Raw genomic sequence first — 24,897 nt, forward strand, 5'->3', positions numbered from 1 at the left:
GGTGTCCCTCAACGATGGGACACCTTCTTGTTTTGGGCTGACCGGAGAGGGCGGACGATGAGTGCCGCGCCGCTTGGAGGCTGTTACGGCTTCCGGATCACCAGTTTGTATGGGCTGGCGCTCGCGTTGCCAAAGGCGTCTTCCACTTTGATGAAATAGGCTCCTTTTGCGAGTTTGACAGTCATGTATTCATCGTCGCCTTTTGGATAGTAGTCGCCTTTGGCGATGAGTTTGCCGTTCGCGTTGTACACGGCCAGCACGCCGTCAAGATCGGACGGGACGTGCAGCTGCAACGTGTATGTGGCTGCCGTGCGGACTGTCAACGCGTAGTAGTCGGCATCCCCCTGCGCGGTTGAGGCATTCATATAACCGCTATTGTACCACGTACCTGACTTTGGCGTCCGGAGGGCCAGCGGCTTCGATGGCACGCCGCGGCGGACGACGGAGCCGCGGTCTTCATCTGGCCGGTCGGCTGCTGCTAAAGACAGCACGTATGGCGTCACGGACGTATGGCCGTAAAAATCGGCGGTGACGAGAAAATATCCTTTCGTTTGGTCGGCCCGCAGCGCACCGCGCTCTTCCTCATTGTCCAGCCCGCTGTCAATGAGCCATGTGCGCCCTTCCTCTTCCGGATCGAGCCGTTTGTTTTTATTTGTATCTTCGACGACGATGATGACCGGGTCAATCGGCCCTTTCAGTTCTGCAGGCAAAGACGCATAGCGGGACGGAATCGCTGTTGGGGTGACAGCGAACCCGTACAGCCCGTTTTTCTTCGGCTCGAAGTAATACGTATCGAGATCTTGTGCGGCCGCGAAGTTTCCCGTGATGGCTTTTAAGCCGATCGTTGTCGCCGCATCGAAATCATCGTTGTTTTCAAACCGGTCGTTGATATGGCTCGCGAGCAAAGCGGATGTTAAGGCATACGCTTTGACGGAAGGGCGATATGTTTTGTCATTGAGCTGAATATAGTATGTTTTTCCTTTTTTCAAACCAATGGCCAGTCGGGCGTTTGGTTTGAAGTTGAAGCCATCATAGCTCGCGTTGGAGCCGATATAGTTGAATGTTTTTTCTTTTTCGCTGTAGACGAAAATGGTCGCCATCGGCACGTCATGTTGGTGATCGGCTGCGAATCGGAATTCGTAAACGCCGTCTTGTTTAGGGGCGAAGGCAAACCAGTCTTCATCGCCGCTGTATTGGAAATAGCCATTGGCCGTTTGCCCGTTTTCATACGGCCGGGCTGCTTGGCGCACGGCCTTGCTCCAGTCCTCATCGCCATAGAACGCGACAAGGCCGGACGCCATTTGTTGCCAACGTTTTTGCAACTCTTCTTTTTTCGTTCTATATGCTTCCATGTTTCCGTTTTTCACTTCTTCTTCTAGCTGTCCGCTTGCCATCGGAAACCCGTCTTCATCCGCAGGCAAGGTTGCGGCATCCACCGTCAACTCGTAAGGCAAATGCGAGGAGAAGTTGCGGTTGAGATCGATCCTCATTTCATTTGCCAATGGCAGCAGCGCCGGGTCGCTGATCGGTTTGTTCGTCACTTCGATGATATAGTTCATCCCTGGAGTCGCCGTAAAGGTCAGCTCTTCGCCTTGACCGTACCCGTTCATATTCGCAGAATCGATCGGCCACTGATTCATTGCGGGCTTTGTCTCCGGTGCCGGAGGTTCATCGGAAGAAGGTGTGTCCTCGCCATTTTCCGAATTCGGGTCTTTAGGTTCCATCACATACACGTTGATCGCCGAATCAATTCCAGCCACCCCGCTTAAGGAGATGTGAACCGTTTGGTCTGCTGGTTCGTCTGAAACAGGGAGCGAGAAGGAAAAATAGTCGCTGTCGCCAGGCAGAGTCGTTGGATGCTGGGATGGCGCCTCTTTCTCTCCTGCCTTCGCTTTCGACTCCGTTTTCTCCTCGTTCGGCTCGTTTTGAACAGGGCTTGGCGGCTCATTCGTGAAAAACAGAGGGCCGTGCTGTTGCCGCGAATGGTACGGCAAGGAATGGATCACAAACGGTTGCTCGACGGTGTTGCCGTCATCGAGCGGTGCCGTTTCTCGGCCGACAAACAGCGTGTACTTCGACGATCCGTTCTCGTTGTAGTTGCCAAGCGCATCTTTCACGCCGATGGCGACCGTCCCGTCGGCTGGCGCCATGAACAAATCGCCTTCTTCCCCTCCTTGGCCCGCATCATTAACCGGCACTGAAACGGTTGGCGCCGATTGACCGTTTTGGAAAAAGAGCAGATCAAATTGATAGTCATAATCGGCAGCGCCGCTCACTTTTGCTTGAATATAGTCCCCTTTGCGGACCGAAAGTGCGTACCAGTCCGTCTCACCTAGTTGTGTGATGGTGCCCGTTTGTGTCGTGGCCCGGTCCATCGTCAGCCGCTTCGCTTTTTGCAGGACTTTTGTCCCTGTTGCCGATGGAGGAGCCGGGATATGCTTCAGGTCGAACCGCAAAGCGGCAACGGGGTTGACAAGGCCGTATCCGTATTGCAAGTCGTACCCTTTTTTCCCTAAATCGCTCGCCGTTTTGTTTAAAATGTAGTGAATCTCATACGGCGTCAAGTTCGGGTGCTTTGATAGCAGCATGGCCGCAACAGCCGTCACCATTGGGGCGGCCATCGATGTTCCGCTCAATTCCGCAAATGTCGATTTTTTGTCCACGTCGTATACGGAGCTGTAAATGTCTTCCCCAGGAGCGACGACATCCACGGTCGGACCGTAAGTGGAAAAATCGGCAAGCTGGCGTCGATCGTTCACCGCTCCGACTCCGATGACCCCTTTATAGGCGGCAGGATACTCATACATGCTTGTTCCCGAATTGCCGGCAGCAGCCACAACGGTAATATTGGCGGCCAGCGCCTTTCGGATCGCTTCTTCGACGATCGGGGACGAAACCGACGAGCCTAAACTTAAGTTAATGACTTGCGCCTTTTGGCGAATGGCTTCCAAAATGCCTTCCGCTACCACATAATCGGAGCTGAAAAATGAGCGGTTGAATACATCAATCGAAATGAGTCGGGCGCCCGGGAAGACGCCGTGTGCGCCGATGCCGTTGTCTTTCTTGCCGGCGATGATGCCGGCGACATGCGTTCCATGGACATCAGCAGCCCCTTTTTGGAGCGGGTTCATGACGTTGTAGTTGGCGATCACTTGGCCGGCGAGTTCGGGATGACGGGCATCGACTCCGGTGTCGACGACCGCTATTTTGACCGGGTGCGGACCGGCGAGCGCGAGCGCCTGTTCGATGTGCAAGGCTGTTAAATAATAGGCGCGATCATGCTTCGGGTCGCCGGACGGGACGGACAACGGGACGAAACGGGCGCTGCGCGAAACGGAGACGACATGACCGTTTTTCGCATAGCGGCGCATTGCCTCGTCCATATTTGTGTTTCGTGTCAACTGGACAATGTCATAGTGCAACGACGCGATGCGTTTGAGCAGTTTGCCTCCTGCTTGTTCGTGTTCCTTGGCAGAAAGGGGTTGCCGGTACTTGATGATCAATTCATTGTCGCTAAAGGCAGGCGGTGGCTGTTTCTTGTTTGGCGCAGCCGCTTGAAATTTGCCCGATTGTTCCGAAAGGCCGAGGCGGTCGAGCAAAGACGCCACAGTGGTTTCGTTTTTCGTGACGGCGGCCGATGCGGTGAGCGGCGGGCCGCTGCCGAAAAAGGCGAGTGAGGCCGCCATCCCTAGCGATAACAACGTACGGAAGCAGTGTGATAGTTGCAAAGCGCTCTCTCCTTTTGAAAAATTGGACATCACACAAAAAGATTACGATACTATTGAAAAAAATACCTTCTATTTTTCTAATTTTTATCAAAAACATTACCAAAGTAACAAAAATGTAACGAAAACGTAATACAAGTTTCGGCAATGTTTGCTAAAATATGACTATGCTTAAGCCAGAACATAAGAGATTTTGTCGTTGCGCCATAGGCCGCTTTTTGCCTATGATTCTATAAATCTATGAAAACGAGGGAGGGGAACGCTGTTGCGCTTTGTCGCTAGTTTTGTCCTTTTGTTCAGCTTGCTGTTTGTCAATAGTTCCGTTTCCTTCGCTGATGACATTACCGGCATCGCGCTTGAGGAAGAGATGCGGGCCATGGTGAGTCAAGGCGTCGTTCAAGGGTATCCAGATGGGCGATATCGTCCGAACGAACAAGTTACGCGCGGCCAGTTCGCCACGTTTGTGGCTCGGGCGCTGCAGCTGCCTGAAGCGAAAGGAACGGTTGCTTTTTCCGATGTATCGCCGTCTTCCAAACTGGCGGATGGCATTTACAAGGCGAGCGCGGCCGGCCTTGTCGAAGGGTATCATGACGGCTCTTTTGGCATCAACGACCCGATTACAAGGGAACAAATGGCGTTGATGATCGACCGGGTGTTTGGCTATTTAGGAATTCCAACACAACCGGCGTCTCTTGCCTCGTTTACGGATGTCAGCGAGCTGTCCTCGGTCGCGAAGCTGGCGATCGCCCATAACGTCTATTACAACATTATTCGCGGCATTCCAAACGAAGATGGCGTTTCGTTCCGTTTTGACCCGAAAGCGGAAGCGACGCGGGCGCATGCGGCGGCGTTTTTGTACCGCCTGCTTGACGTGTGGGCCGAGCAGATGCCCGAGATGGCGTATCAAATCGGCGTGATTGAAAAAGGGGAGCTCATCGTCTGGCCGAAGCGGTATGCGACGTTTGACCAAGCAGAGGCGGCGCTGACCAATCCATCGTCGCAAGTGATCGTCCAAGGCACAAAAATTGTCAAAATGGCAAGCGGGCATGCGATCGCTCAGCCTGCGCCGGGCAAGTCGACGACAACGGTTTACAACGCCGGTTTCAGCGCTTCGCTCACCTACGTTGCTCCCAATACGGAAATGAAGTATTTAGAGGCGGACGAGGAAAAGGTGAAGGTGCAAATCGCTGACACGGTCGGCTATGTGAAACAAACGGATGTGCTCCTTGTCCCGACTGCGCTTTTGCAGGGACGGTCGTATTACAAAGTGGAAAATGGAACCCTTGTCCATGTCATTTACAACACGACGAGCAATACATATGCAAGCTATGTGTATGGAAAAGCGCCGTCGTTTATGCAAGAAGGGCAGAAATACTACAGCTGGAACGGCGACGTGTTTTATAACGGATCCGGTCAGCTCGTCGGAACGGCGTATCAATATTTCAATGTGTTGCCGCTGCGAACGAAAACCAATTATACAGCCGATGAGCTAAACCGGTTTGTCGCGGCCTATCGCGCGGCGAGCCCGTTGAAAGAGCTCGGCGCGGCGTTTAAACAAGCGGAGGAAAAGTATCAAGTCAACGCCCTGTACTTGCTCGCCCATGCGATTTTGGAAAGCAACTGGGGGCTCAGTGAACTCGCGCAGACGAAAAACAATTTGTTTGGCATTAAAGCGTATGATAGCGACCCGTTGCGAAGCGCCGATTCGTTCGCTTCGTTCGCCGAGTGCATCGACTATATGGCGAAAACGATCGTCGCCGGGCAATACGCCAATCCGGGCGATTGGCGCTACAACGGCGCGGTGCTCGGGGACAAATCGGTCGGCTTTAACATCCGCTATGCGTCCGACCCGTATTGGGGGCAAAAAATCGCCGGATGGATGTACCAAGCGGACAAGTTCCTCGGCGGCAAAGACTTTGGCCAATATATGGTGATGGCAACCAATACCGACAGTGTGAACGTCCGGTTGCAGCCAGCTGTCGTTCCGCCGGTTTGGTATGAGTACAAACAGGCCAATACGCCGGTGGCGGTGATCGGCAAAACGCCGAAACAGCCGGACGGCTATGAATGGTATGAAATCGTTCCCGACTTGCCGGCGACCGGTTCGGCGTATATCCGCAGCGATTTGTTATCGCCGCTGCCGGTGGCGAAGTAACGACGCGTCGTTGTTGCGAATCGTCATAAAAGAAGGTGTCCCGACTTTTGCCGGGACACCTTTTTATCTAGAAGGACGATGTTTCAAGGCCAACCCTTGCGCTACGCTGACGGCTTCGCGCCCCGCCTTGCGCGAAGCGTGCGCAGCAGGCGGTCAAAGCCTTCGCGGTACAAGACGTACGTGCTGGCGATGTAAATGGCCGCACCGAGCGGCACAAGCACCGCCAATTCCAACAGCGCCGGCCAGTCGCCGATCTGCGCCGCTTCTTTTACCCCGTACAACACCCCGGCCATAACGGCCGTTGCGCCGCCGACGCGGACTAACAATGACAAAAGCTTTTTCGCCTCCCCGCGCTCAAAGTCTTTGTACACGGCGACCGAACAGGCGGTGACATAGTAGAGCGAAACGAGCGAGCTCGACAGCGCAATGCCGGCATAGCCGAGTGAGCGGACGAACAGACTGTTCAAGATGATATTGAGCGCAATCGTCGTGACGCTGATCCGCAATACGAGAGCCGTTTTGCCTTTTGCGTACATCGATTTGGCGACGATATATTGCACCCCTTGCGTGACGATCAGCGGCAAATAACAAAGCAAGGCGACATAGGTGCGATGCGTGTCGGCTGCCGTAAACTGGCCGCGCTCGTAGATCACGGAAAGGGCGGCGTCGCCGACGACCCACAGCCCGGCCGCGACCGGCAGCAACGTCATGAGCGACAGCTCGACACCGGCAAAAAACGTTTGTTGGAACTGGCGCGGTCGTTGCACTTGTTCAGACAACAGCGTAAACAAAATGGCGGCGATCGTCGTTCCGTAAATGGTGTGCGGAAGGCTGACAAGCAATGAAGCGTTGTTTAAATACGTCACCGCTCCCCCGATCGTTCCGGAGGCGAATATTTTATCAATAAACATGTTCATTTGCCCGACAAACGCGTTCAGCAGCGAAGGGACAAGCAGGCGCAAAAACGTTTGCCGGAAATCGGGATCCACAGCCAGCGTCGGCGTCCATCGGTATCCGCTCCGGTATAAATAGAAAAACATGAGCACAACGCCGAGGACAATGCCAAAGACGAATCCGTAGGCGAGGCTGTAAATGCCCCACACATCGGCAAACAGCAAGGCGAACACCGCTCCCATCAGCGTGGCGAGCAGTTTCGATATTTGCGACGGGACAAAAATGCGCCGCCCTTGCAAGTACGAATCCAAAATGCCGTTTAAAGCGATCGCGCCCATAAACAAGAAGAAAAGCTGCGTAATCTTCACTGCCACCGCTTCAGTGGCCGCCGTCATCCGCCCGAAGATGGCGGGGACGAATGAAGGGGCGGACCAATAGCCAACGAGGGCAATGAGCAGAAAGATGGCCACCGTGGCGTTCATAATGCCGTTGGCGTTTCGCTCCGCCGCTTTCGGGTCCGTCTGTTTCGTTTGAATATAGAGAGGAAGAAAGACGTTATTAAACCCGACGGAAATGACGGCCAAAACGAGCGTAATAAAGGAAAACGCCAGCAAGTAGCCGTCCGTGTATTCGTTGGCGCCGAACTGCTTGGCGATCACGCTTTCCCGCAAAAATCCCGCCAGCTTGACAACGAGAGCGAGCAAGGTGATCCAAACGGCCGTCCGTTTTAATGAGGACATCGTCGTCACTTCCTTCGTTCAACATCGAAAAGGCCGCCCCTTCTGGCAAAGAGACGGCCATATCGTTACAGCGCCAGCGCAGCCCGATAAATGTCTTCGTATTTTTTCGCCGCCGATAAGTGCGAATAATGTTCTTCAATTTTCGCGCGCGCCGCCGCGGCCAGCTGCTGGCCGAACTCCGGGCGGTCGAGCAGTTCGATGATCGCCTCGGCGAGCTCGTCCACATTTTTTTCCTCCACAAGCAGGCCGTCTTTTCGGTGCTCGACAATTTCCTTTAATCCCCCGACGGCCGACGCGATGAGCGGCGACCCTGACCCCATGGCTTCTAAAGCGGAAATGGACGTCGCCTCTTCGACGCCGGCCGAGTGGACGCTCGGCACGAGCACGATATCGGAAAGCGCGTAGTATTCGGTCATCGTCTCATGCGGAACGGCGCCCAGCAGCTTCGCCTGGCTGCCCAGTCCTTGCTGCTCGATGAGCGCCTTCAGCTCGTCGTACGCTTCCCCCATGCCGGCGTAAATGAGCATGGCGTTCGGATGTGTTTCCAACACACGCGGCAAGGCGAGGGCCGGGTAAATGACCCCGTTTTTTTTCGTCAGCCGCCGCGGCACGAAAATGATCGCCGCCTCTTCAGGCAAACCGTGCTTGTTCCGATAAGCGAGCCGCTTCGCCTTCTCCGGCTTGAAGCGGTCGACGTCGATAAAGTTGCGGATGGCGGTCGCGTCCACGCCCGCTTTTTCCCGTACATACTCTTTAATGCGCTGATCGACGGTCACAATTTTCCGCGTTTTCGTGTAAGCTTCAATCTCGATTTCAAGCAAGCGTTTCGCCTGCCGGCTTCCTTCCACCACCGCTCCGCGGCTGATCGCTTCATAGGTCATATAGCCATGCACGGTCGTCACCGTCGGAATGCCGGACGGCAGCGCCGCCAGCGTCGCATACACTTCTTGGGCGTTGATGACATCATACCGCCGGCTCGCCGCTTTTTCGGCGATCAGCCTGGAAAGAAGCCGCTGCCGGACCGCATGGCTCCATAGAATGCCCGTTCCTTTCGCCGCTTTATTCAACAAAAAGCTCGGCCCTTTGGCGAACAGCGTCTGCACAGCCGGGGGAACGTCGCTGAACGATACGACGTCGACGTGATGCCCGCGCGCTTCAAGCCCGGCTTTCAACGTCGTCACATGGGTCGACAACCCTCCGGCGTGAGGGTAGTTGAAAACAGTTGCGAGTAAAATGTTCATCGGCCATCTTCTCCTTGCGAGAGAAATTTCGCTTTCAGCAGGCGGATGTTTTCCATCGCCTCTTGCCGCATTTGTGCCGCGTTTTGCCGGACAATGGTGCTCACGCTGTCGCGATGGGCGAGCATATACCGGGCGTTATCCACAAGCCGCCCGACTTCGATGTCTTCAAGGCGAAACGAATAGTCCCACATGCCGGAGCGCTTTAGCAAACTTTCCACTTTCGGGTCATAGCTGAGGCCGATATGCGGAACGCCCGCCAAGGCGGAAAAAATGAGAGAATGCAAGCGCATGCCGATCGTCAAGCGGCAGCGGCTTATAAAATGCAAATATTGGTTCGGGGTAAAGTCCGGACCGAGAATATGGCAAGCGGACCGGTGGTTCATTTGCCCGACGACCTGCTCGGACGCGCGCACGTCATGATGCCCTTCCATCGGCACGAACACCGGGGTGATGCCTTCAAGCTCAATCAGCTCATCAAGCGCCTTGGCGATGTGCCCGTAATAGTCGCGCCGGTCAAGCCATGGGCGCACCGATACGGCCACGAGCCGTTCATCGCCGCGAAGCGGAAGGCTTTCGAGGCAGGCGTCATCTTCCTTATGATGAAAGGCAAACACAATATCCGCGGTGACGACCGTTTCCGGCCGCGTCACCCCAAGCTCATGAAGCAGCTGTTTCGAGTACGCATCGCGAACGGTAATAAAATCGGCCATATTGGCAAACACTTTCATTAAAATCTTCCCCCATCTCGTGTTCACCGGACCGATTCCTTGCGAGAAAAACATCACCTTCGTTCCGCACAGCTTCGCCAAAAACACAATTAATAAATAATAAGGAAGCGGGCCGAACAAAAAGCGCGTCGGATACGTATCTTGCAGCAGGCCCCCGCCGCCGCTGATCAACAAATCCGCCTCGCGCAGCGCCCGAATTTTTCCTTTATTATCACGGCGCCATCCGCGGTAGACGCTTTTGACGTTATGCGTGTTCGCGGTTTGTTCCGGCGAAAGCGAAAACACCGTAATATCCGGGTTCGGCAACGCGGCGCGAAGGTTGTCGATAATCGCCTCCAAAATCGCCTCATCCCCTGTATTGCCGAGCCCGTAAAAGCCTGAGATCACAATTTTCAACGACATAACTCCTCCTCTAAACGAACATCGTTCCGCAAAAATCAACCTTAATTGTAGCATTTGCCCTTGCTAGATTCAATGATGCAAAACGAGTCGCATTTTGTTATACTATAACGTGATTGGTCGAAAGGGCTCGAATATAACGCAATTCTAGTCTATAAAGAGAGGTTGTCACAATGAAAAAAGTATGTGTCGTCGGACTCGGCTACATCGGACTTCCGACGTCTGCGATATTCGCCGATGCCGGATTTGACGTCATCGGCGTCGATGTCAACGAAACCGTCGTCGAGACGATCAACAGCGGCCGCATTCATATTGAAGAAACCGGGTTGGCCGAACTCGTCAACCGGGTCGTCAAAGAAGGGAAATTCCGGGCCCAGCTCGCCCCGGAAGCGGCGGATGTGTTCATCATCGCCGTCCCGACGCCCATTCACGACGATTATACGGCCAACATTGATTATGTCATTGACGCCGCCAAATCGGTGGCGCCCCATTTGCGCAAAGGCAACATCGTCATCGTCGAATCGACGATTCCGCCGCGCACGATGGATGACGTTGTCGCTCCGATCATTCGCGAATCCGGGCTCGATCCGGAGCGGGACGTCTATTTGGCCCATTGTCCGGAGCGCGTCTTGCCGGGCCGCATTCTCATTGAACTCATAGAAAACACCCGAATTGTCGGCGGTGTGACGAAAGAGGCGGCGAAGCGGGCCGCTGATGTGTACCGGGCGATCGTCAAAGGCGATGTCATCGAAACGGAAGCGGTCACCGCCGAAATGGCAAAGTTGATGGAAAACACGTTCCGCGACGTCAACATCGCCTTGGCGAACGAGCTCGTGAAAATCGCCAAACGCATCGGCGTCAACGCTCATGAAGTGATCGAGCTCGCCAACAAGCATCCGCGCGTCAACATCCACCTCCCGGGCCCGGGAGTCGGGGGGCATTGTTTGGCCGTTGACCCGTACTTTATCGTCGAAAAAGCGAAAGAAGAGTCGCAGCTCATTCAGACGGCGCGCCGCATCAACAATTCAATGCCGCGCTTTGTCGTCGAACAAATCGAACGCATGACGGCCGAACTCGCATCGCCGGTCATCGCCGTGTTCGGGTTGACGTACAAAGGCAACACCGACGATGTGCGCGAAAGCCCGGCCATCGACATTTACGAACAGCTGCGGCGGAACAAACGGTTTGACGTCCGCGCCTACGACCCGCACGTCAAGCCGTCGCAAGTGCCGTTTCCGCTCGCCGCGAAAGACGAAGCGCTCGACGGGGCGCACCTTGTCGTCGTCTTGGCGGACCATAACGAATTCAAAACGATGACGGCCGAAGAACTGGCGCCGATGAAAACAAAAGTGATCTTCGACACGAAAAACTGCGTGGCGCTTGACAGCGAAGACGTGACCGTATACAAAATCGGCCATTTATCGGTCGTCCAAGCCATTCAAGATGTGGAGAGAGTATGAGCGGCATGAACAAGGAACAATATTTAGGCGTCTATGTGTCCACGTTCACATACGACGACATTCTCGCCGACATCGAACAGCGCATGGCCGCCGGAAAAAAATCGACGATCATCGCCGTCAACCCGGAAAAACTGATCGCCGCCGGCCAAAACCCCGAGCTCAAGCAGCTCATCAACGCGGCGACATACCAAATCCCTGACGGCATCGGCGTCGTCCTGGCGTCGAAACTAAAAGGCGGCCGCCTCGCCTCAAGGGTGACCGGCATCGACTTGATGGAACGGCTCATCGCGCTGGCCGCGAACAAAGGGTACCGCGTCTTTTTGTACGGCGCCAAAGAAGAAGTCGTCCAAAAAGCGAAACAAAACTTAGAAGCGAAATACCCCGGCCTTTGCATCGCCGGGTATATGAACGGCTACGTCAACGATGACGGGGCGGTCGTCCGCGCCATTCAAGCGGCCAACGCCGATATGCTGTTTGTCGCCCTCGGCAGCCCAAGGCAGGAGCTGTGGATTCGGGCGCATCTCGATCAACTTGACGTCAAAGTGTTCCAAGGCGTCGGCGGCAGCTTCGACGTCTTCGCCGGCCATGTGAAACGGGCGCCGAAGCTGTTCCGAACCTTCGGACTGGAATGGTTTTACCGCCTCATCACCGATCCGAAGCGGTTCAAACGGCAGCTCGCCTTGCCGAAGTTTCTTTGGAAAGTGTTGACCGAAAAAGAAGCGGCCGACCACCGAACAGCCGCCAAGGAGAGATCGCGGTGAAAGTGTTGCACGTCATTAGCGGCGGGGAAACAGGAGGGTCGCGCAAACACGTCGTCACCCTCCTGTCCAAATTTGCCCCCAACACGGCGGCGCTCGCCGTCTTCCAAGACGGACCGCTCGCCAACGAAGCGCGCGCACTCGGGGTGGATGTGCGCCTTCTTTCCCAGTCGTCCCGCTACGACTTATCCGTCCTCTCGAAACTCGTCGCGCTCATTCGCGCCGAAAAGTTCGATCTTTTGCATACGCACGGGCCGCGCGCCAACTTGTACGGGGCGCTGATCAAACGGAACATCCGCATCCCTTGGGTGACGACCATCCATAGCGACCCGCGCTTGGACTTTATGAAAACGGGGATCAAAGGGGCGCTGTTCACCCGTCTCAACTTATGGGCGCTTCGGAAAGTCGACTATTTTTTTGCCGTCTCGGAACGGTTTAAAGAAAGTCTCATCGAACTCGGCATGGCCGCCGATCGCATCCAAACCGTCTACAACGGCATCGACTTTGACGACATCCCGCGTCCGCACACGTTGCAGCGCGCCGATCTCGGGCTTCGGGACGAGGAATTGGTGATCGCCATGGTCGCCCGCCTCCACCCGGTCAAAGGGCATGCCCTCGTCTTTTCCGCCCTCGCCGCCCTTTCCGCCCCGGACATTCAGCTGCTCGTCATCGGCGACGGCCCGCTCGCCGGCGAGCTGCAAGACACCGCGGCGCAAACCGGCATCGGTCGCCGCGTGCAATTTCTCGGATTCCGGAGCGATGTGGCGGACTTGTACGCGCTGTCTGACGTCGCCTTATTGGCGTCATACAGCGAAAGCTTCCCGCTCGCCTTGCTTGAGGCGGCCAACGCCCGCCTTCCCGTCATCTCGACAGATGTCGGCGGGGTGAAGCAACTGATCGCCTCCGAAAACATGGGCTGGGTCGTGCCCGTCGGCGACAGCGCGGCGCTCGCCCGTGCCATTCGCGATGCGAAACAACGGAAACACGAGCTGAAAGCGATGGGAGAGCGGCTGTACAAGCACGCTTCCACCCATTTTTCGCTTCGGCGCCTGTATGAAGAAACGATGGCCACATACGAGCGCGTCTTGGCCATCGACCGAACTAGGGACAAAGGAGTTTAAACGATGCAAGCGAGACAACCATTCACGTATTACGCCGTGTTAGCGGCGCTCTTTCTCATTCCGCTCGTTCCGTACAAGACGTATGTCGGCCCGCTGCCGCTTTCCGCCGAAGTGGTGCTGATCCCGCTCATCACAGTGGCCGCTTTGGCGGACTATTCAAAGCGGCGGATCAAGCTGAACGACTTTCCGTTCACCCCGATCGCCATCGCGTTCGCGGCCTTTTTCGTCATCGCCGTCATCTCGCTCGTCAAGGCGGCGAGCCTCGCTCCGGCCATCATGGAGCTGGCCCGCTATCTTTCGTATGTCGTGTTGTTTTTCATTGTCGTCAAAGTGCAGTTTACCCGCGAACAATACCGGCGTTTTGCCCAGTCGTTCGGCCTGTCCGCCCTCATCGTCGGCGCGTACGGGATCGTCCAGTACATCTTCGGCATTTCGCTCAACACGGCGGGGCTGTATGCGTTGAAAGAAGCGAAAGGGCGCGTCGACTCGACGCTCGTCAATCCGAACTACTACGCGTCGTTTGTCAACCTGCTCATTCCGGCTTTCCTGCTTCTTGCCGTCGTCTATTGGCGGGAGAAAAAAGCGCAGCTGCTCACGTTTGCCGTCTATGCAATGTATGTCATCAACTTGATCTTAACGTACACGCGCGCCGCCTGGGTCGCCATGCTCGGCGGATTGGCGCTTGTGGTGCTGCTCATGCCGAAAACGTTCATCAAAAACGCCGTTCGTCCGCACATGCTTCTGTCGTTTATGGTGTTGCTGACGATCGTCTATTTCATGCCTGACGTGCAGTCGCGCACGTATTCGGCGGTGTACGCCATGGAGAAAATCGTAAGCAAACACCTCCCGGGCGGCATCGCCGACCGCCTAGCCGGCGGCAACGGCGACGAAGGCGGCGGATTTTTGGACGATGAAGCGGACGGGGACGAAACGGCGGAAGACGAAGCGACGACCAACCGCGCCGTCGTCTCCCGCGTCACCCTTTGGAAAACAGGCTGGGCGATGATGAAAGAAAACCCGGTCATCGGTGTCGGCATCGGCAACTATTTAGTCCGCTACAAAGAGTACGTGACGAAATACCCAGAGCTTGATATCGGCCATGACCAATACTCGGTCCACAACTCGTATTTAAAAGTCGGGGCGGAAACGGGCTTTCTTGGCTTGATCGCGTTCGTGGCCATTTACATCGTCTACTACGCATACTTGTTCCGCCTTTACCGCGCGTCAACCGACCGCCTATGCAAGCTCATCACCGTCGCCTTGATCGCCGGAAGCGCCACCTTTCTGGTGCAAAATCTATCGAACAACTTAATCTTCATCCCGCAGCTGAACACGATCTTTTGGCTCATCTCGGGCTTGGCGATGGCGTTCGTCCACGAGGCGGCCGCCCGCCCTTCCCAACCGCAGGCGTAACGCCTGCGGATTTTTTTCGAAAACCATTTACAAATTCTGAATTTATTGTATAATGAAGTTTGTGAGTTATATATTTCCTAGCTGGCCAACAATGCAAGAAATTTGTAAAAAGCAGTTGAAAAATCCCATGTTTTTGATAGAATAGTAGTTGAGCTTGGGAGATTTAGCAGTGAAACGCCATACGGTGGAATCATTTCCACCGCGCCAACATACATACTCATGTGTGGTATCCGTCGGCCTATGGCCAAAACGTTCAGCTGCATTCCCGATCTCGTTAGCCGATCGAAGACATGGGCGCACTATGCCCAGGCTTCGATTCACTATAAAAATAAAAAACACATGCAAAACGGGGAGGAAATCTTCATGGCTTATCAACCTAAGTCCTATCGCAAGTTCGCTGCGACAACAGCAACAGCAGCCATGGTTGCATCTGCGGTAGCTCCTGTCGCCTCTTTAGCTGCAGGATTTACCGACGTAGCGCCGCAATACAAAGAAGCGGTCGACTTCTTAGTCTCGACAGGCGCAACCAACGGCAAAACGGAAACGCAATTCGGCGTGTACGAAGAAATCACCCGCTTGGATGCGGCGGTCATCCTGGCCAAACTCTTGAAACTCGACGTTGACAACGCCAAAGACGCCGGCTTCACCGACGTTCCGAAAGACCGCGCGAAATACGTCAACGCGCTTGTAGAAGCAGGCGTATTGAACGGCAAAGGCGACGGCAAATTCGGCGCCTACGACAAACTGACCCGCGTCCAAATGGCCAAAATCGTCGCCAACGCCTACAAATTAGAAAAACAAAACGACAGCGCCCTGCCGTTCACGGATGTCAACGCAACGTGGGCTCCGTTCGTCAAAGCGCTGTATGACAACGGCGTAACGAGCGGCAAAACGCCGACAAGCTTCGGCGCGTACCAAAACATCACCCGCGGCGACTTCGCGCGCTTTGTGTTTAAAGCGGCGAACGTGAATGTTGCGCCGGCGGTTGTGTCGGTAAGTGCGATTAACGCTAAAACATTAGAAGTTAAATTTAACAAAGCTGTTGACGATACTAAAGCTAAATTTGAAGTAAAACGTGGCAATATCACTGCTAACGTTTCAAAAATCACTTGGAATAAAGATAAAACTGCAGCTCAAATTGAACTTGCAAGCAAATTATTTGCTGGAGATTATACTGTAAACGTAACAGGTTTAACAGACCAAGTATTGACTGGAACTGTTAAAGTTGAAAACGAAAAAGTTGCAAAAATTGAAATTGCTTCCGATCTTGCAGTATTAACAGGTACTTCTTCGGTTAGCGTTGGTTACAAAGTGTATAACCAATATGGTGAAGATATCACTGCAAAAACAACAATCACTGCAACATCAAGTTCTGGTTCTGCATCTGCAGACGCAGCGAAAGGTATCGTTAATATTACAGGTTTAACAAATCCTAAAGCAGGTGACAAATTAAGCTTAACGCTCGTTCATGGCGAAACTGCAACTGCAACAAGTAAAGTATTAACTGTTAGTGATGCTTCAAAAGTAAGCGAAGTAACAATTGAAGGTCTTTACAATGCTGATAAAAAAGAACTTAGTGAAGACACTAGAGATGCTGATTTCTACCTATTAATCAATGCAAAAGATCAGTATGGTAACGAATTGAAAGCTAGTGATTTAAATGCGAGCAGTGTAGTTGTTAACTCTTCAAACCCACTAGTTGCGAAAGCTACAGCTAGCGATTTTAAAGAAATCACAGTAGATGGCAAAAAACGTATTGCATTGAAACTTGATACTTCAACTGCAACAGCTGGTAAAACAACAGTTTCAATCATTTCACTAGCATCTGCAAAAGTTGCACAATATGAAGTTGAAGTTAAAGAAGGAGCAAAGGTAGATAACTTTGTTCTTTCTCAACCTGAACTAGCTGTAGCAAAAGAAAAAGTTGTGCTTCCATTCGAGGCTTACGATAAACAAGGAAACAAAGTTAATAAATATGAATTATTGAATGCAGTTCGAGTTACTTCAACAGCGGGGAGTGTTGCATTTGTTAAAGATGCAAAAGCAAATACTACAAACCTTGTATTAGACTTAACAAGTGTCACTAATCCAACAAAAGTAACAGTAACAGCTATTACACCAACTCAAAAAGTTGTGAACCTCGTTGTTGATGTAAAAGAAGCAGCTAAGCCAGTTTACATTGCTGGTGTGAAAGATGTTACTACTAACGTAGAAGTAGGTCAAAAATTTGAACTTGGACTAAGCAATATTGTAGTAAAAGACCAATATGAGCGTGAGTTCAAATTAACTGATAAAGTAGGTACGGGCGCAGGTCAATATCAAATTAAGGCTATGATTCCATCTAATACAGTTCTTGACTTTGTTTCATCTCAAGATACAATTGACGCTAATGCAGATAAAATTGTTCTTAAAGGTCAAGCTAAAGGAACAGAAACAGTTACTCTTACGCTTCTTGATAATGCAGGAAATCCTATTGCAGGTAGCGAATTTAGCTTTACTTCTCGCGTAGCAGCAGCTGATGAATATGTATCATACGAAGTAAAAGCAATTGACCCATTATATGATGATTCTAAAGTGGATATCAATGCCGCTTCAGATACTGATTCTTATGTTCGTGATGTTGTAGTATATGGTGTATTAGCGAATGGTCAGAAAGTTGTACTTCCATCAAGCGCATACACTGTTACAAGCTCTACAAAAGGTATTGAAGTAATTCAACCAAACACATCACACGGTTATCAATTAAACGTTCAAGCTGCTGAAACTTCAGGAACAGGAACATCACTTGTTCAATATGCAAAAGATGCCACTGAGGCAAAAGGTACTGCAGTAATTACTATTAATGCTAATGGTAAACAGTTAACACAAGAGTTTACAATTACACAAGCGAAACCTCAAGTAGCTTCTGTTAAATTTGATAAAAATCTCGTGGACAACGGTGTTGCTAACGTAGCTGATTCATCTGGTAATATTAGTGCTGCTAATCTGTTTGCATTAGTAACAGGAGCAACTGTAGAGGATCAATATGGTGAAACAGTAACAATCAACCCTGCAAATGGTGCAATTACTTTTGCAGACACAACTACAGCATCATCATCAATTCTAGTTACTGACTATACAAGTGTCGGCACAGCAAATCATACAATTATTGGTAACGGTACTGCTTCTGTGGCTATCTCTGGAGCTGATAATGGTGAAACGTTTAAAGCAACATTTAACTTTGGTGGATATCAAGTACCTGTAAAAGTAGTTGTTGGTGACTAATCTTCTTAGGAAATAGTGCTTTATCATCGAGCGAAATATATCGAAAAGCTCTGTGGAGAGAAATCTCTGCGGGGCTTTTCTTTTTCCTTTCTTCAATTAAAAAGAAAAAAGGCAAAGCGACAATGGCTTTACCCTGAAATGGATGATATCTAGTCATCTGAAACCTTAATCAAAACCTCTTCTCTTTTCCGTTTTATCTCGTTTCCAAAAACGGACCAGTGAAGAATAAGCACTTTTAGCCTGTTCACTTTTAACTGCTCTTTCCCAGCCAGACTCCAGTTGGTCCGGTGCCTGTCACCACTACTCGGAAAATGTCGAAATTCCTGCAGAAGGAATTTTCTGCAGGACTTTTTATTCTCATATACGCTGCTATGCCTATGCCACGCCACAAACCGCTCCTTCCTTCTTTTTATTTCTCCCGGTCCCATTCCTTCCCACAGTCAGGACATTGCCATTTAATTACTCGATCTTCCTCTAGACTTGATATGCCAATTTTTCTGCTAAAATGGGTAGCATTGCCGTAATGCCGCTGTAGTTCTTTTGGAATCGGATCTCCCTGCAAATCAGCGCCGCAGTATGGGCAGAATTCTTTGCTCTCATCCATGTTTTTTCACGTCCCTCCCTATGGATTCGGTTCGATTTGTCTCTTGAAGCGGCCTTTCCCTTTTGCCGCTGGTATGGTCCAATCAACGGACGAATGGGAAATACGCTCGTTTTCTTGTTCAATGATAGGGGATAGGAGCAGGGAAGGATGTTGCCTGTGTCCATCTTTCTATTGATTTTTTTGTTGATTCCTGCTGCATAAAAGTCTATCCCATTTAAATACAATGCTTTTTATCCATTGTAACAAATAAAGAATGACTGCGCTTTTTTGTGCTGGAATATATGTAGATTGGGTTAAAACCTGAAAAAGCATCCGTTAGAATAATAGTGTACGATTCTTTTTTATTTACTTTTACTCCAGCAATTGAATAAACGATGGCCTTTTGGGTCCGGAGAATGGGTTAAAAATCATCGGTAGGGATGTTTGACGAAAACAGTCGTTGGCATTCTTGCCGATGTTTTTATTTATCAACATTTTTGATGGAGGGATTATTTATGAATCAGTATTATGTCGTTCTTAGAACAAAAGAGAAAGATGAATTAATGGATGTTGTGGGAGCTTTGTCATTAGAGGAAGCATGGGCCATTGCCAGAATACGTTATGAAGAAAGAATGCGTGAAGGAGATAGTCTATTTGTTTTTCCAGCGATAGGACCTCTTGCATTTGATGAGAATAATCGATTTGTTAGCAACAGCGGAGGGAACATGAAAATTATGATGAAGTTCTAAAAAAACAAAGATGACTTCCGTTGAAATGCAGTTCAACGGAGGTCATCTTTTTTCGTTTCCTTTCATGGTACCGAACAATAGATACCCATGGCTGTCGAATCAAATTTACATCTTCTTTATCCTGATTAGATAAGGCATCGCATTCGTCACTGTTAGACGTAACGATTTATCGTATCGATGATTAGGACGGAATATCCTAAACATCGAACACGTCCATCTGTATACATTCGATATCTTGATGGAGAATCTTTAATTCCTCCTCCATTCTTTTCAAAGAATGGTCCCCTTGCAAAGCTTGTATGATGTAAGGGTTCGTAAAAGGATGGAATATGATTTGTTCAAATCCCTCTGGCTGCAGTTGTTTCACTTCATCCCTTTGATGAATCTTCATTAGTCTTTGAATGAATTGATGAAAGTTGGTGTACAAGGATGAGTCATACGCATTGCCCACATGAACGAAAACGATTTTGTATGATTTTTTATTCATGGCAATGGCATAAAATAATGATTGATCTGACTTTCTAATGAATGGAAGAATATGATGATAACCCCGTTGATGAAGTTTTTCATGAAGTCGTTGCTTAGCTGCTTCATTTAATTTCATACGCTTCATTTCAAAACGCAGGGTTTCTTCCACCCTATTCAGCGGTGTCATGAGCAGGCGAATATCTGCTGCTTGATCGGGATCCATACTCTTTAAATAGGCAGATACGATATTCGTCCATCGCCGCTTCATCCCGTATAATTGCTGCTTCTCATCGGTAAGAAAGAGGATTCCCTTAAATGGAATGGGCAAGTTGTTTTCCTCCAAATAGGATAAGAAGTTTTTGTAGTTTTGAAATTTCGAGAGCAATTGGGAGTGGCTTTCCGTTGATCGATCCACTTCGATCCAATAGGTGTCCCCGTTTGGCAACATGATTTCCGCGTCTGGTCTGATTTTGCCATCCATGTTGTTGTACGTATAGGGGGTTGAGCAATACATGGAAAGACGGTGATCGACAGATTCTTCTTCAGAAAAATGGATACGTAAACGAATGAAAAAGTCGATCAATAGCAAATGATGACTGATTTGCTGCTTCGGCGGCTGATACAGGCTATACGGTAAATCGGATTGTGTCGGAATGCCGTTCCTTTCGTTTAACAAGATAAATCCGTTCTCTGTTGCTCCAACATCGATATTCAGCATTTCTTTAACCACCTCAAATCCTTTCGTTGTTAAATAATAAATGGAACCCGGCCGGACACTGTCTCCTAGTTTCTTGGAAGCGACCAAGTTTTGTTTCTTCAATTTGCTTAGATAGTTGTGGACGCTTGATTTCTGTGTGGGAAATGGCTTTTCGGATTCATAGTACATTTGGGACAATTGTAAAGCGGTCATGCCGCGATAATAAAAAAGATACGCTAGTAGTTTCATCGAACAATGGGTCAGCTGGTATTCGCTAATGATGCTCATCTTTATCCTCCTTTGAAAGTTGATGTTGAGTAATGAAGTTCGGGTTGTCAAAAGGCTGTTTGCCATCACTCTGGCAGTTGGCGCGAAAACCGCTTGCCGTTTGGCCTGATGCTGTTTGTCACCTAAAAAATGGCTCAGTGAATCAGCCGGTGATCGCCTCATCATCGAAATCATCAAGTGACTGCTTAGGTGAGTGCAAGCGATGGCGTTTGAAATAGTGTAGCAGGTGTCCACCCATATTCGAATAGCTTGATAAAATTCGGTGTCTTCCTCTATCTATCCACCAAAACATGCTAATCACCTCAACCTTTCCCGACATCCAGAAGACCGGTGCAAAACAAAAGTGTCCCGCTTAGTCGATCGTGTGCACTTTTATTAAAATGTTCATCAAGTCTTCGAATACAGGAAGTTTTCGAGTATATTGCTTATGCAGCCAAAAAGACGTTTGATGATTCATTGATGATTTCATGAATAAAGGAGATGTTTCGATGAAGACGGCAGGAGAAATTGTACGTTATTTAAATGAAACGGGTGCCAATGTGTATGAATTGAGTAAGGAATTGGGACTTGCGGAGACCACCTTGCGTTCCAGATTGTTAAAGCTGGGATATCGGATGAATCAAGAGGGACAATGGTATTTTCCCGGTGATCCTGATAAGGAGCCGAAAGATGCCGATATTGTGTCAAAGAAACGAATGATCATACCAAAAGATCTTCATTCACGTCCTCGAGAGATTGTAAAGGTTTCCGCGGAGGCCAACATTCATCAAGCGTTAATGCGGTTAGATTTAACCGGGAAGGGAGTGAGAACGACCATTACCATTCAACCTGAATATCTGGAGGGGATGAAGGAACTTGCCGCAAAAACCCGATTGCGGATTTCCGATCTATATTCATTAGCTATACGGGAGTTTTTGGACAAATATCATTCAAAAGGGTAAGAGCTAAAGAAAAGGGTACGGATGTTTTTTAGGCATAAAGCATCTGTACCCTTTTTTGCAATTGACGATAAAAATGACGGTGATGTGACGGTTAAATATTCGGGGAAACCTTGATATATCAAGGATGTGACGAATGTGACGGTTGTGACGGTCGTAATACTCATATAAATATTGGTTTAATATGTATATGGTATTGACTAAATGATATAACCATTTATTTTTATAATACAATATATCGTCACTATCGTCACAACCGTCATAAACCTTGCCCCATCAACATTTGTACATATCCACAACCGTCACCACAACCGTCATATACCGTCATCGATCCGCTTCGTATTTGTTGATCCAACTGCGAACCCGTTCTGGTTCTATTTTCAGTTCCCGCGCAATTTCCTCAATGGATCGGCCTTGTTCATATAAATGGATTGCTTTTGCCTTTTTTCTTGCCCGCTCGCGAGCCGTTTTGGCGCGGGTTTGGCATTGGGGCGAACAATAGTTGTTATTTTTTGCTTTGGCAATAAAAATATGATGGCAGTTTGGATTTTTGCAATGTTTATAGCGCTTTCCGGCAACAAAATCTTGATGAACCATAAAATAAATCGCAGCTAAGAGACTTGAAAATGTCCAAGTATGGTCAATGGATCCATTTATGTCAAATGATATTTTGGGGGAAACCCCCTTTAAACCGGTTTCCATAATCGCTTCTAAATAAACAATACACATTTCAATGAACGTTTCTTCCAGTTTTAAATCAATGATGGCAGAAAAAATTTCGTCAATATCGTTGAGCAGCGATTCAAACTGTTGTCTTGAAAAATCCTTTTTATTTGTATGAAGCTTTTCTATTTGTGATAGGATGGATGTTAGCTTTTTCTTTAACTTAGGATGTTGCAATAAATCTTTTACTGGCTGTAGAGTCCAGTGACCAAGGTTATATTCATAAAATAACATAAATCGTGTATTTTCAGTGAGAATGGAAATGTCATGTTCTTTGATTACCCTATATAATTCAACAACCATTCTTAATCGTGCAATTTCCTGTTGGAATTCCTTCAGATAGATACCTCTATTGACGATGCTTGAAATTAAAAATAATTCTTCTTCGCTATAAAAGTTTGAAAAGATGCCAATTCTATATCGTAATTGTTTTAAGCTATACTGATGAATCAAATCCTTCTGTAATTCCTCATCCATAAAAAGCGGATTATATAGAAGTCCATAGTTTTGAACAAACCGGTAGATTTGTTCAGGATCCTTGGCATTTAAATTCAAGAATAAAGTATGTACATCAAAATCAACCTCTACATAATCTTTTCCTAAAATCTCCTTTAATACTCCCGTTTCCATTTTAGAAAAAGGATCATAATATTCTACTTCATCTGATACAGGATAGATTACATTTTCCTTCAACTCATATCCCCTATGTCTAACTAAAAGTGCATGGTTACTATGTGTTTTAGATTGTCGTGGCAAATAACTCACTCCTTTTTTCTTTGGTTACTATTTTATAGCGATTTAAAATATTGAAATAGTAACCAATATATATTATGCTAGTACTAGTAGCAGGACAGGAGGTGAAAACATGTTACCTAATCAAGATATAAGAGACGCTATAAAAAGACAAGGGATCTGTACATGGGAATTAGCTGAAAAAATCGGTGTACATGAAACCACATTATATCGCTACTTGCGTAAAGAGCTTTCCGAGCAGGAAAAGCAAAAATACTATGCTCTGATATTCGAAATTGCAAAATCTAAGAGAAAAGGAGAGTAACAATGAATACGATTCAAGAAGCATTGCAATTGTTTCGATTTGGTTTAACTCCGATCCCGCTGGATGGAAAAAGGCCAATTATCAAAGGTTGGCAAAATCGTTTTCTCGATGAACCTCTTACAGAGAATGATATCGTAAATGGAATAAAAGAAAAAGACGGGAAAGTGGTAACCTACAAGAAACAAAATATCGGAATTGTGACAGGCAAAGTATCGAATGTCGTTGTGATCGATATTGATTCAAAGGAGGCATTAATGCGATTGAAGGAAATGGGGGATTTGCCCAAAACGTGGACAAGCAAATCGAATCGGGGATGGCATCTATACTATAATTATGTGCCATTGCCTTCATGCAAGCCGATGGACGATGTAGATTTTCTTAGCGATAAAAAACAAGTGGTCGCCCCTCCTTCTATTCACCCAAGCGGTCATCAATACCGATGGGTCATTTCGCCAAGTGAAATAGAAAAGGCCGACCTTCCAAAATGGTTTATTCAATTCGTCATGAACCAAAAACAAATAGCACAAACATATAAAAATAAGAAAAGTGTTTCTCAAAATGTTTCTAATCAATTATATCGCAAATCTAGAGAATTGAAAAGTATAGAAAATCTTTTAAATGACGTGGATTGGCTGGAATTCTATTCGAGATTTGTCAGCAATATTAGGGGAAACGGCGAATGGAAAAGTTCCACATGTCCATTCCATGAGGATGCGCATAATTCATTCGGTTTTAATATTTACAACGGTGGTTGGCATTGTTTTGCCGGCTGTGGATCCGGAAACGGCCTTCAAGCTGTTCAAAAGCTTTATGATGTTTCTTTTAAAGAAGCTGTTCGATTGCTAAAGGGGGATACCCTCTATGTCTGAACAGCAACGACATCGAGTAGGAACGGTAAAATCCATCGAAGAATTGCCAAAAAAAGAACAGATTAAAGCTTTGTATGAACAGAAGGAAATTACACAAACCAAAGCATTGATCGATTTAGCTTATGCAACGACTGAAGAGTTCTTTAAATGTGATTTGGGAATGGCAGCTACCATTAACATTCATGGCATCCAGAAAAATATTCTATTGGAAGATTTAATGTTTTCACGCTGGTTAGTGAATCAATACTACTCCTTATTTCAAGACAGCCCAAAGTCAAGCGCCGTGAAAGATACCATTAATACCATTCTTTCGATTGAAGAATTTGAGAATCATAACTATCGAGAAGTCTTTATTCGAATCGCTTATCATGAAGATAAAGTTTATATTGATTTAACAAACGAGGCATCTGAAGTTGTTGAAATCTCAAAAGAGCATTCCCGTTAGGAGCTTTTCCGGGGACTTGATCAAAAAAAGCCCTCTTGGTATGATGCAGGGGTGTCAAACCATCTACCATCATGCCAAGGAGGACTTCAGATGAATTGTACACAAAATCAGAAAATCAATCAAGTCACGGAACACACATTGGTCGTGGGCATCGATATCGCGAAACGAACCCACTACGCCTG

Annotated in this window: 17 protein-coding genes; 11 read left to right on the forward strand and 6 right to left on the reverse strand. The window is 48.8% G+C overall.

The features are described 5' to 3' along the window. Positions 1-83: 83 nt before the first annotated feature. Positions 84-3,728: a S8 family serine peptidase gene (locus tag ACTVDO_RS12715; RefSeq protein WP_442901650.1), complete on the reverse strand. Its 3,645-nt coding sequence runs from the start codon at positions 3,726-3,728 to the stop codon at positions 84-86. 262 nt (positions 3,729-3,990) lie between these two features. On the opposite strand from ACTVDO_RS12715, the gene ACTVDO_RS12720 reads away from it, so the two are divergent. Next, positions 3,991-5,880, forward strand: a complete 1,890-nt coding sequence (locus ACTVDO_RS12720) for an S-layer homology domain-containing protein (RefSeq protein ID WP_442901651.1) — start codon at positions 3,991-3,993, stop codon at positions 5,878-5,880. Between the two features lie 101 nt (positions 5,881-5,981). Here the strand turns inward: ACTVDO_RS12720 and murJ are convergent, their stop codons facing one another. The 3 genes from murJ to csaB all read right to left on the reverse strand — a co-directional run bounded on the left by murJ (position 5,982) and on the right by csaB (position 9,885). Next, positions 5,982-7,514: a murein biosynthesis integral membrane protein MurJ gene (gene murJ, locus ACTVDO_RS12725; protein ID WP_442901652.1), complete on the reverse strand. Its 1,533-nt coding sequence runs from the start codon at positions 7,512-7,514 to the stop codon at positions 5,982-5,984. 65 nt (positions 7,515-7,579) lie between these two features. Further along, on the reverse strand, positions 7,580-8,755 hold the full coding sequence (locus ACTVDO_RS12730; protein ID WP_020961293.1) for a glycosyltransferase family 4 protein: 1,176 nt from the start codon (positions 8,753-8,755) through the stop codon (positions 7,580-7,582). Continuing rightward, on the reverse strand, positions 8,752-9,885 hold the full coding sequence (gene csaB, locus ACTVDO_RS12735; RefSeq protein WP_442901653.1) for a polysaccharide pyruvyl transferase CsaB: 1,134 nt from the start codon (positions 9,883-9,885) through the stop codon (positions 8,752-8,754). Before csaB ends, ACTVDO_RS12730 begins: the two co-directional genes overlap by 4 nt. Positions 9,886-10,055: 170 nt before the next feature. Between csaB and ACTVDO_RS12740 the strand changes: the two genes are divergently transcribed. The 6 genes from ACTVDO_RS12740 to ACTVDO_RS12765 all read left to right on the forward strand — a co-directional run bounded on the left by ACTVDO_RS12740 (position 10,056) and on the right by ACTVDO_RS12765 (position 19,230). Beyond that, on the forward strand, positions 10,056-11,342 hold the full coding sequence (locus ACTVDO_RS12740; protein ID WP_442901654.1) for a nucleotide sugar dehydrogenase: 1,287 nt from the start codon (positions 10,056-10,058) through the stop codon (positions 11,340-11,342). Between the two features lie 5 nt (positions 11,343-11,347). Continuing rightward, positions 11,348-12,103: a WecB/TagA/CpsF family glycosyltransferase gene (locus ACTVDO_RS12745; RefSeq protein ID WP_442901655.1), complete on the forward strand. Its 756-nt coding sequence runs from the start codon at positions 11,348-11,350 to the stop codon at positions 12,101-12,103. After that, entirely contained in the window at positions 12,100-13,221 is a 1,122-nt protein-coding gene (locus ACTVDO_RS12750) for a glycosyltransferase (protein WP_442901656.1), read from the forward strand. The genes ACTVDO_RS12745 and ACTVDO_RS12750 overlap by 4 nt, the downstream gene beginning before the upstream one ends. A 3-nt stretch (positions 13,222-13,224) precedes the next feature. Next, positions 13,225-14,634: an O-antigen ligase family protein gene (locus ACTVDO_RS12755; protein WP_442901657.1), complete on the forward strand. Its 1,410-nt coding sequence runs from the start codon at positions 13,225-13,227 to the stop codon at positions 14,632-14,634. Between the two features lie 363 nt (positions 14,635-14,997). Next, positions 14,998-17,898, forward strand: coding sequence for an S-layer homology domain-containing protein (locus tag ACTVDO_RS12760; protein ID WP_442901658.1), 2,901 nt, complete (start codon positions 14,998-15,000; stop codon positions 17,896-17,898). A 1,098-nt stretch (positions 17,899-18,996) separates the two neighbouring features. Beyond that, complete coding sequence (locus ACTVDO_RS12765; protein WP_033006151.1) at positions 18,997-19,230, forward strand: hypothetical protein; 234 nt, start codon at positions 18,997-18,999, stop codon at positions 19,228-19,230. Positions 19,231-19,426: 196 nt separating this feature from the next. On the opposite strand, the gene ACTVDO_RS12770 is transcribed toward ACTVDO_RS12765, so the two are convergent. Then, positions 19,427-20,683, reverse strand: a complete 1,257-nt coding sequence (locus ACTVDO_RS12770; RefSeq protein ID WP_442901659.1) for a replication-relaxation family protein — start codon at positions 20,681-20,683, stop codon at positions 19,427-19,429. 488 nt (positions 20,684-21,171) lie between these two features. On the opposite strand from ACTVDO_RS12770, the gene ACTVDO_RS12775 reads away from it, so the two are divergent. Next, complete coding sequence (locus ACTVDO_RS12775) at positions 21,172-21,624, forward strand: ribbon-helix-helix domain-containing protein (RefSeq protein WP_343191575.1); 453 nt, start codon at positions 21,172-21,174, stop codon at positions 21,622-21,624. Between the two features lie 321 nt (positions 21,625-21,945). On the opposite strand, the gene ACTVDO_RS12780 is transcribed toward ACTVDO_RS12775, so the two are convergent. After that, a complete protein-coding gene (locus ACTVDO_RS12780) occupies positions 21,946-23,037 on the reverse strand; it encodes a helix-turn-helix domain-containing protein (RefSeq protein WP_442901660.1) in 1,092 nt (363 codons plus the stop codon). Positions 23,038-23,209: 172 nt separating this feature from the next. Between ACTVDO_RS12780 and ACTVDO_RS12785 the strand changes: the two genes are divergently transcribed. From ACTVDO_RS12785 to ACTVDO_RS12795, 3 genes are read left to right on the forward strand one after another with little or no spacing between them, the layout of a single operon-like run. After that, positions 23,210-23,401 (forward strand): hypothetical protein, encoded by a 192-nt coding sequence (locus ACTVDO_RS12785; RefSeq protein WP_341288821.1) that lies wholly within the window; start codon positions 23,210-23,212, stop codon positions 23,399-23,401. Positions 23,402-23,403: 2 nt separating this feature from the next. Continuing rightward, the gene (locus ACTVDO_RS12790; RefSeq protein WP_442901661.1) at positions 23,404-24,270 is read left to right on the forward strand and encodes a bifunctional DNA primase/polymerase; all 867 of its coding nucleotides are present in this window, start codon (positions 23,404-23,406) and stop codon (positions 24,268-24,270) included. Further along, positions 24,263-24,715, forward strand: a complete 453-nt coding sequence (locus ACTVDO_RS12795) for a hypothetical protein (RefSeq protein ID WP_442901662.1) — start codon at positions 24,263-24,265, stop codon at positions 24,713-24,715. The genes ACTVDO_RS12790 and ACTVDO_RS12795 overlap by 8 nt, the downstream gene beginning before the upstream one ends. Positions 24,716-24,897: the final 182 nt, after the last annotated feature.

The sequence above is a fragment of the Geobacillus sp. BK01 genome, from assembly GCF_052220245.1.
Classification (GTDB): domain Bacteria; phylum Bacillota; class Bacilli; order Bacillales; family Anoxybacillaceae; genus Geobacillus.

Bases quoted from the DNA above. Each gene is read 5' to 3' on its own strand.
- csaB (WP_442901653.1), bottom strand. From the start codon at position 9,885: ATGTCGTTGAAAATTGTGATCTCAGGCTTTTACGGGCTCGGCAATACA.
- ACTVDO_RS12790 (WP_442901661.1), top strand. From the start codon at position 23,404: ATGAATACGATTCAAGAAGCATTGCAATTGTTTCGATTTGGTTTAACT.
- ACTVDO_RS12745 (WP_442901655.1), top strand. From the start codon at position 11,348: ATGAACAAGGAACAATATTTAGGCGTCTATGTGTCCACGTTCACATAC.
- ACTVDO_RS12770 (WP_442901659.1), bottom strand. From the start codon at position 20,683: ATGAGCATCATTAGCGAATACCAGCTGACCCATTGTTCGATGAAACTA.
- murJ (WP_442901652.1), bottom strand. From the start codon at position 7,514: ATGTCCTCATTAAAACGGACGGCCGTTTGGATCACCTTGCTCGCTCTC.
- ACTVDO_RS12795 (WP_442901662.1), top strand. From the start codon at position 24,263: ATGTCTGAACAGCAACGACATCGAGTAGGAACGGTAAAATCCATCGAA.
- ACTVDO_RS12765 (WP_033006151.1), top strand. From the start codon at position 18,997: ATGAATCAGTATTATGTCGTTCTTAGAACAAAAGAGAAAGATGAATTA.
- ACTVDO_RS12740 (WP_442901654.1), top strand. From the start codon at position 10,056: ATGAAAAAAGTATGTGTCGTCGGACTCGGCTACATCGGACTTCCGACG.
- ACTVDO_RS12785 (WP_341288821.1), top strand. From the start codon at position 23,210: ATGTTACCTAATCAAGATATAAGAGACGCTATAAAAAGACAAGGGATC.
- ACTVDO_RS12760 (WP_442901658.1), top strand. From the start codon at position 14,998: ATGGCTTATCAACCTAAGTCCTATCGCAAGTTCGCTGCGACAACAGCA.
- ACTVDO_RS12730 (WP_020961293.1), bottom strand. From the start codon at position 8,755: ATGAACATTTTACTCGCAACTGTTTTCAACTACCCTCACGCCGGAGGG.
- ACTVDO_RS12775 (WP_343191575.1), top strand. From the start codon at position 21,172: ATGAAGACGGCAGGAGAAATTGTACGTTATTTAAATGAAACGGGTGCC.
- ACTVDO_RS12755 (WP_442901657.1), top strand. From the start codon at position 13,225: ATGCAAGCGAGACAACCATTCACGTATTACGCCGTGTTAGCGGCGCTC.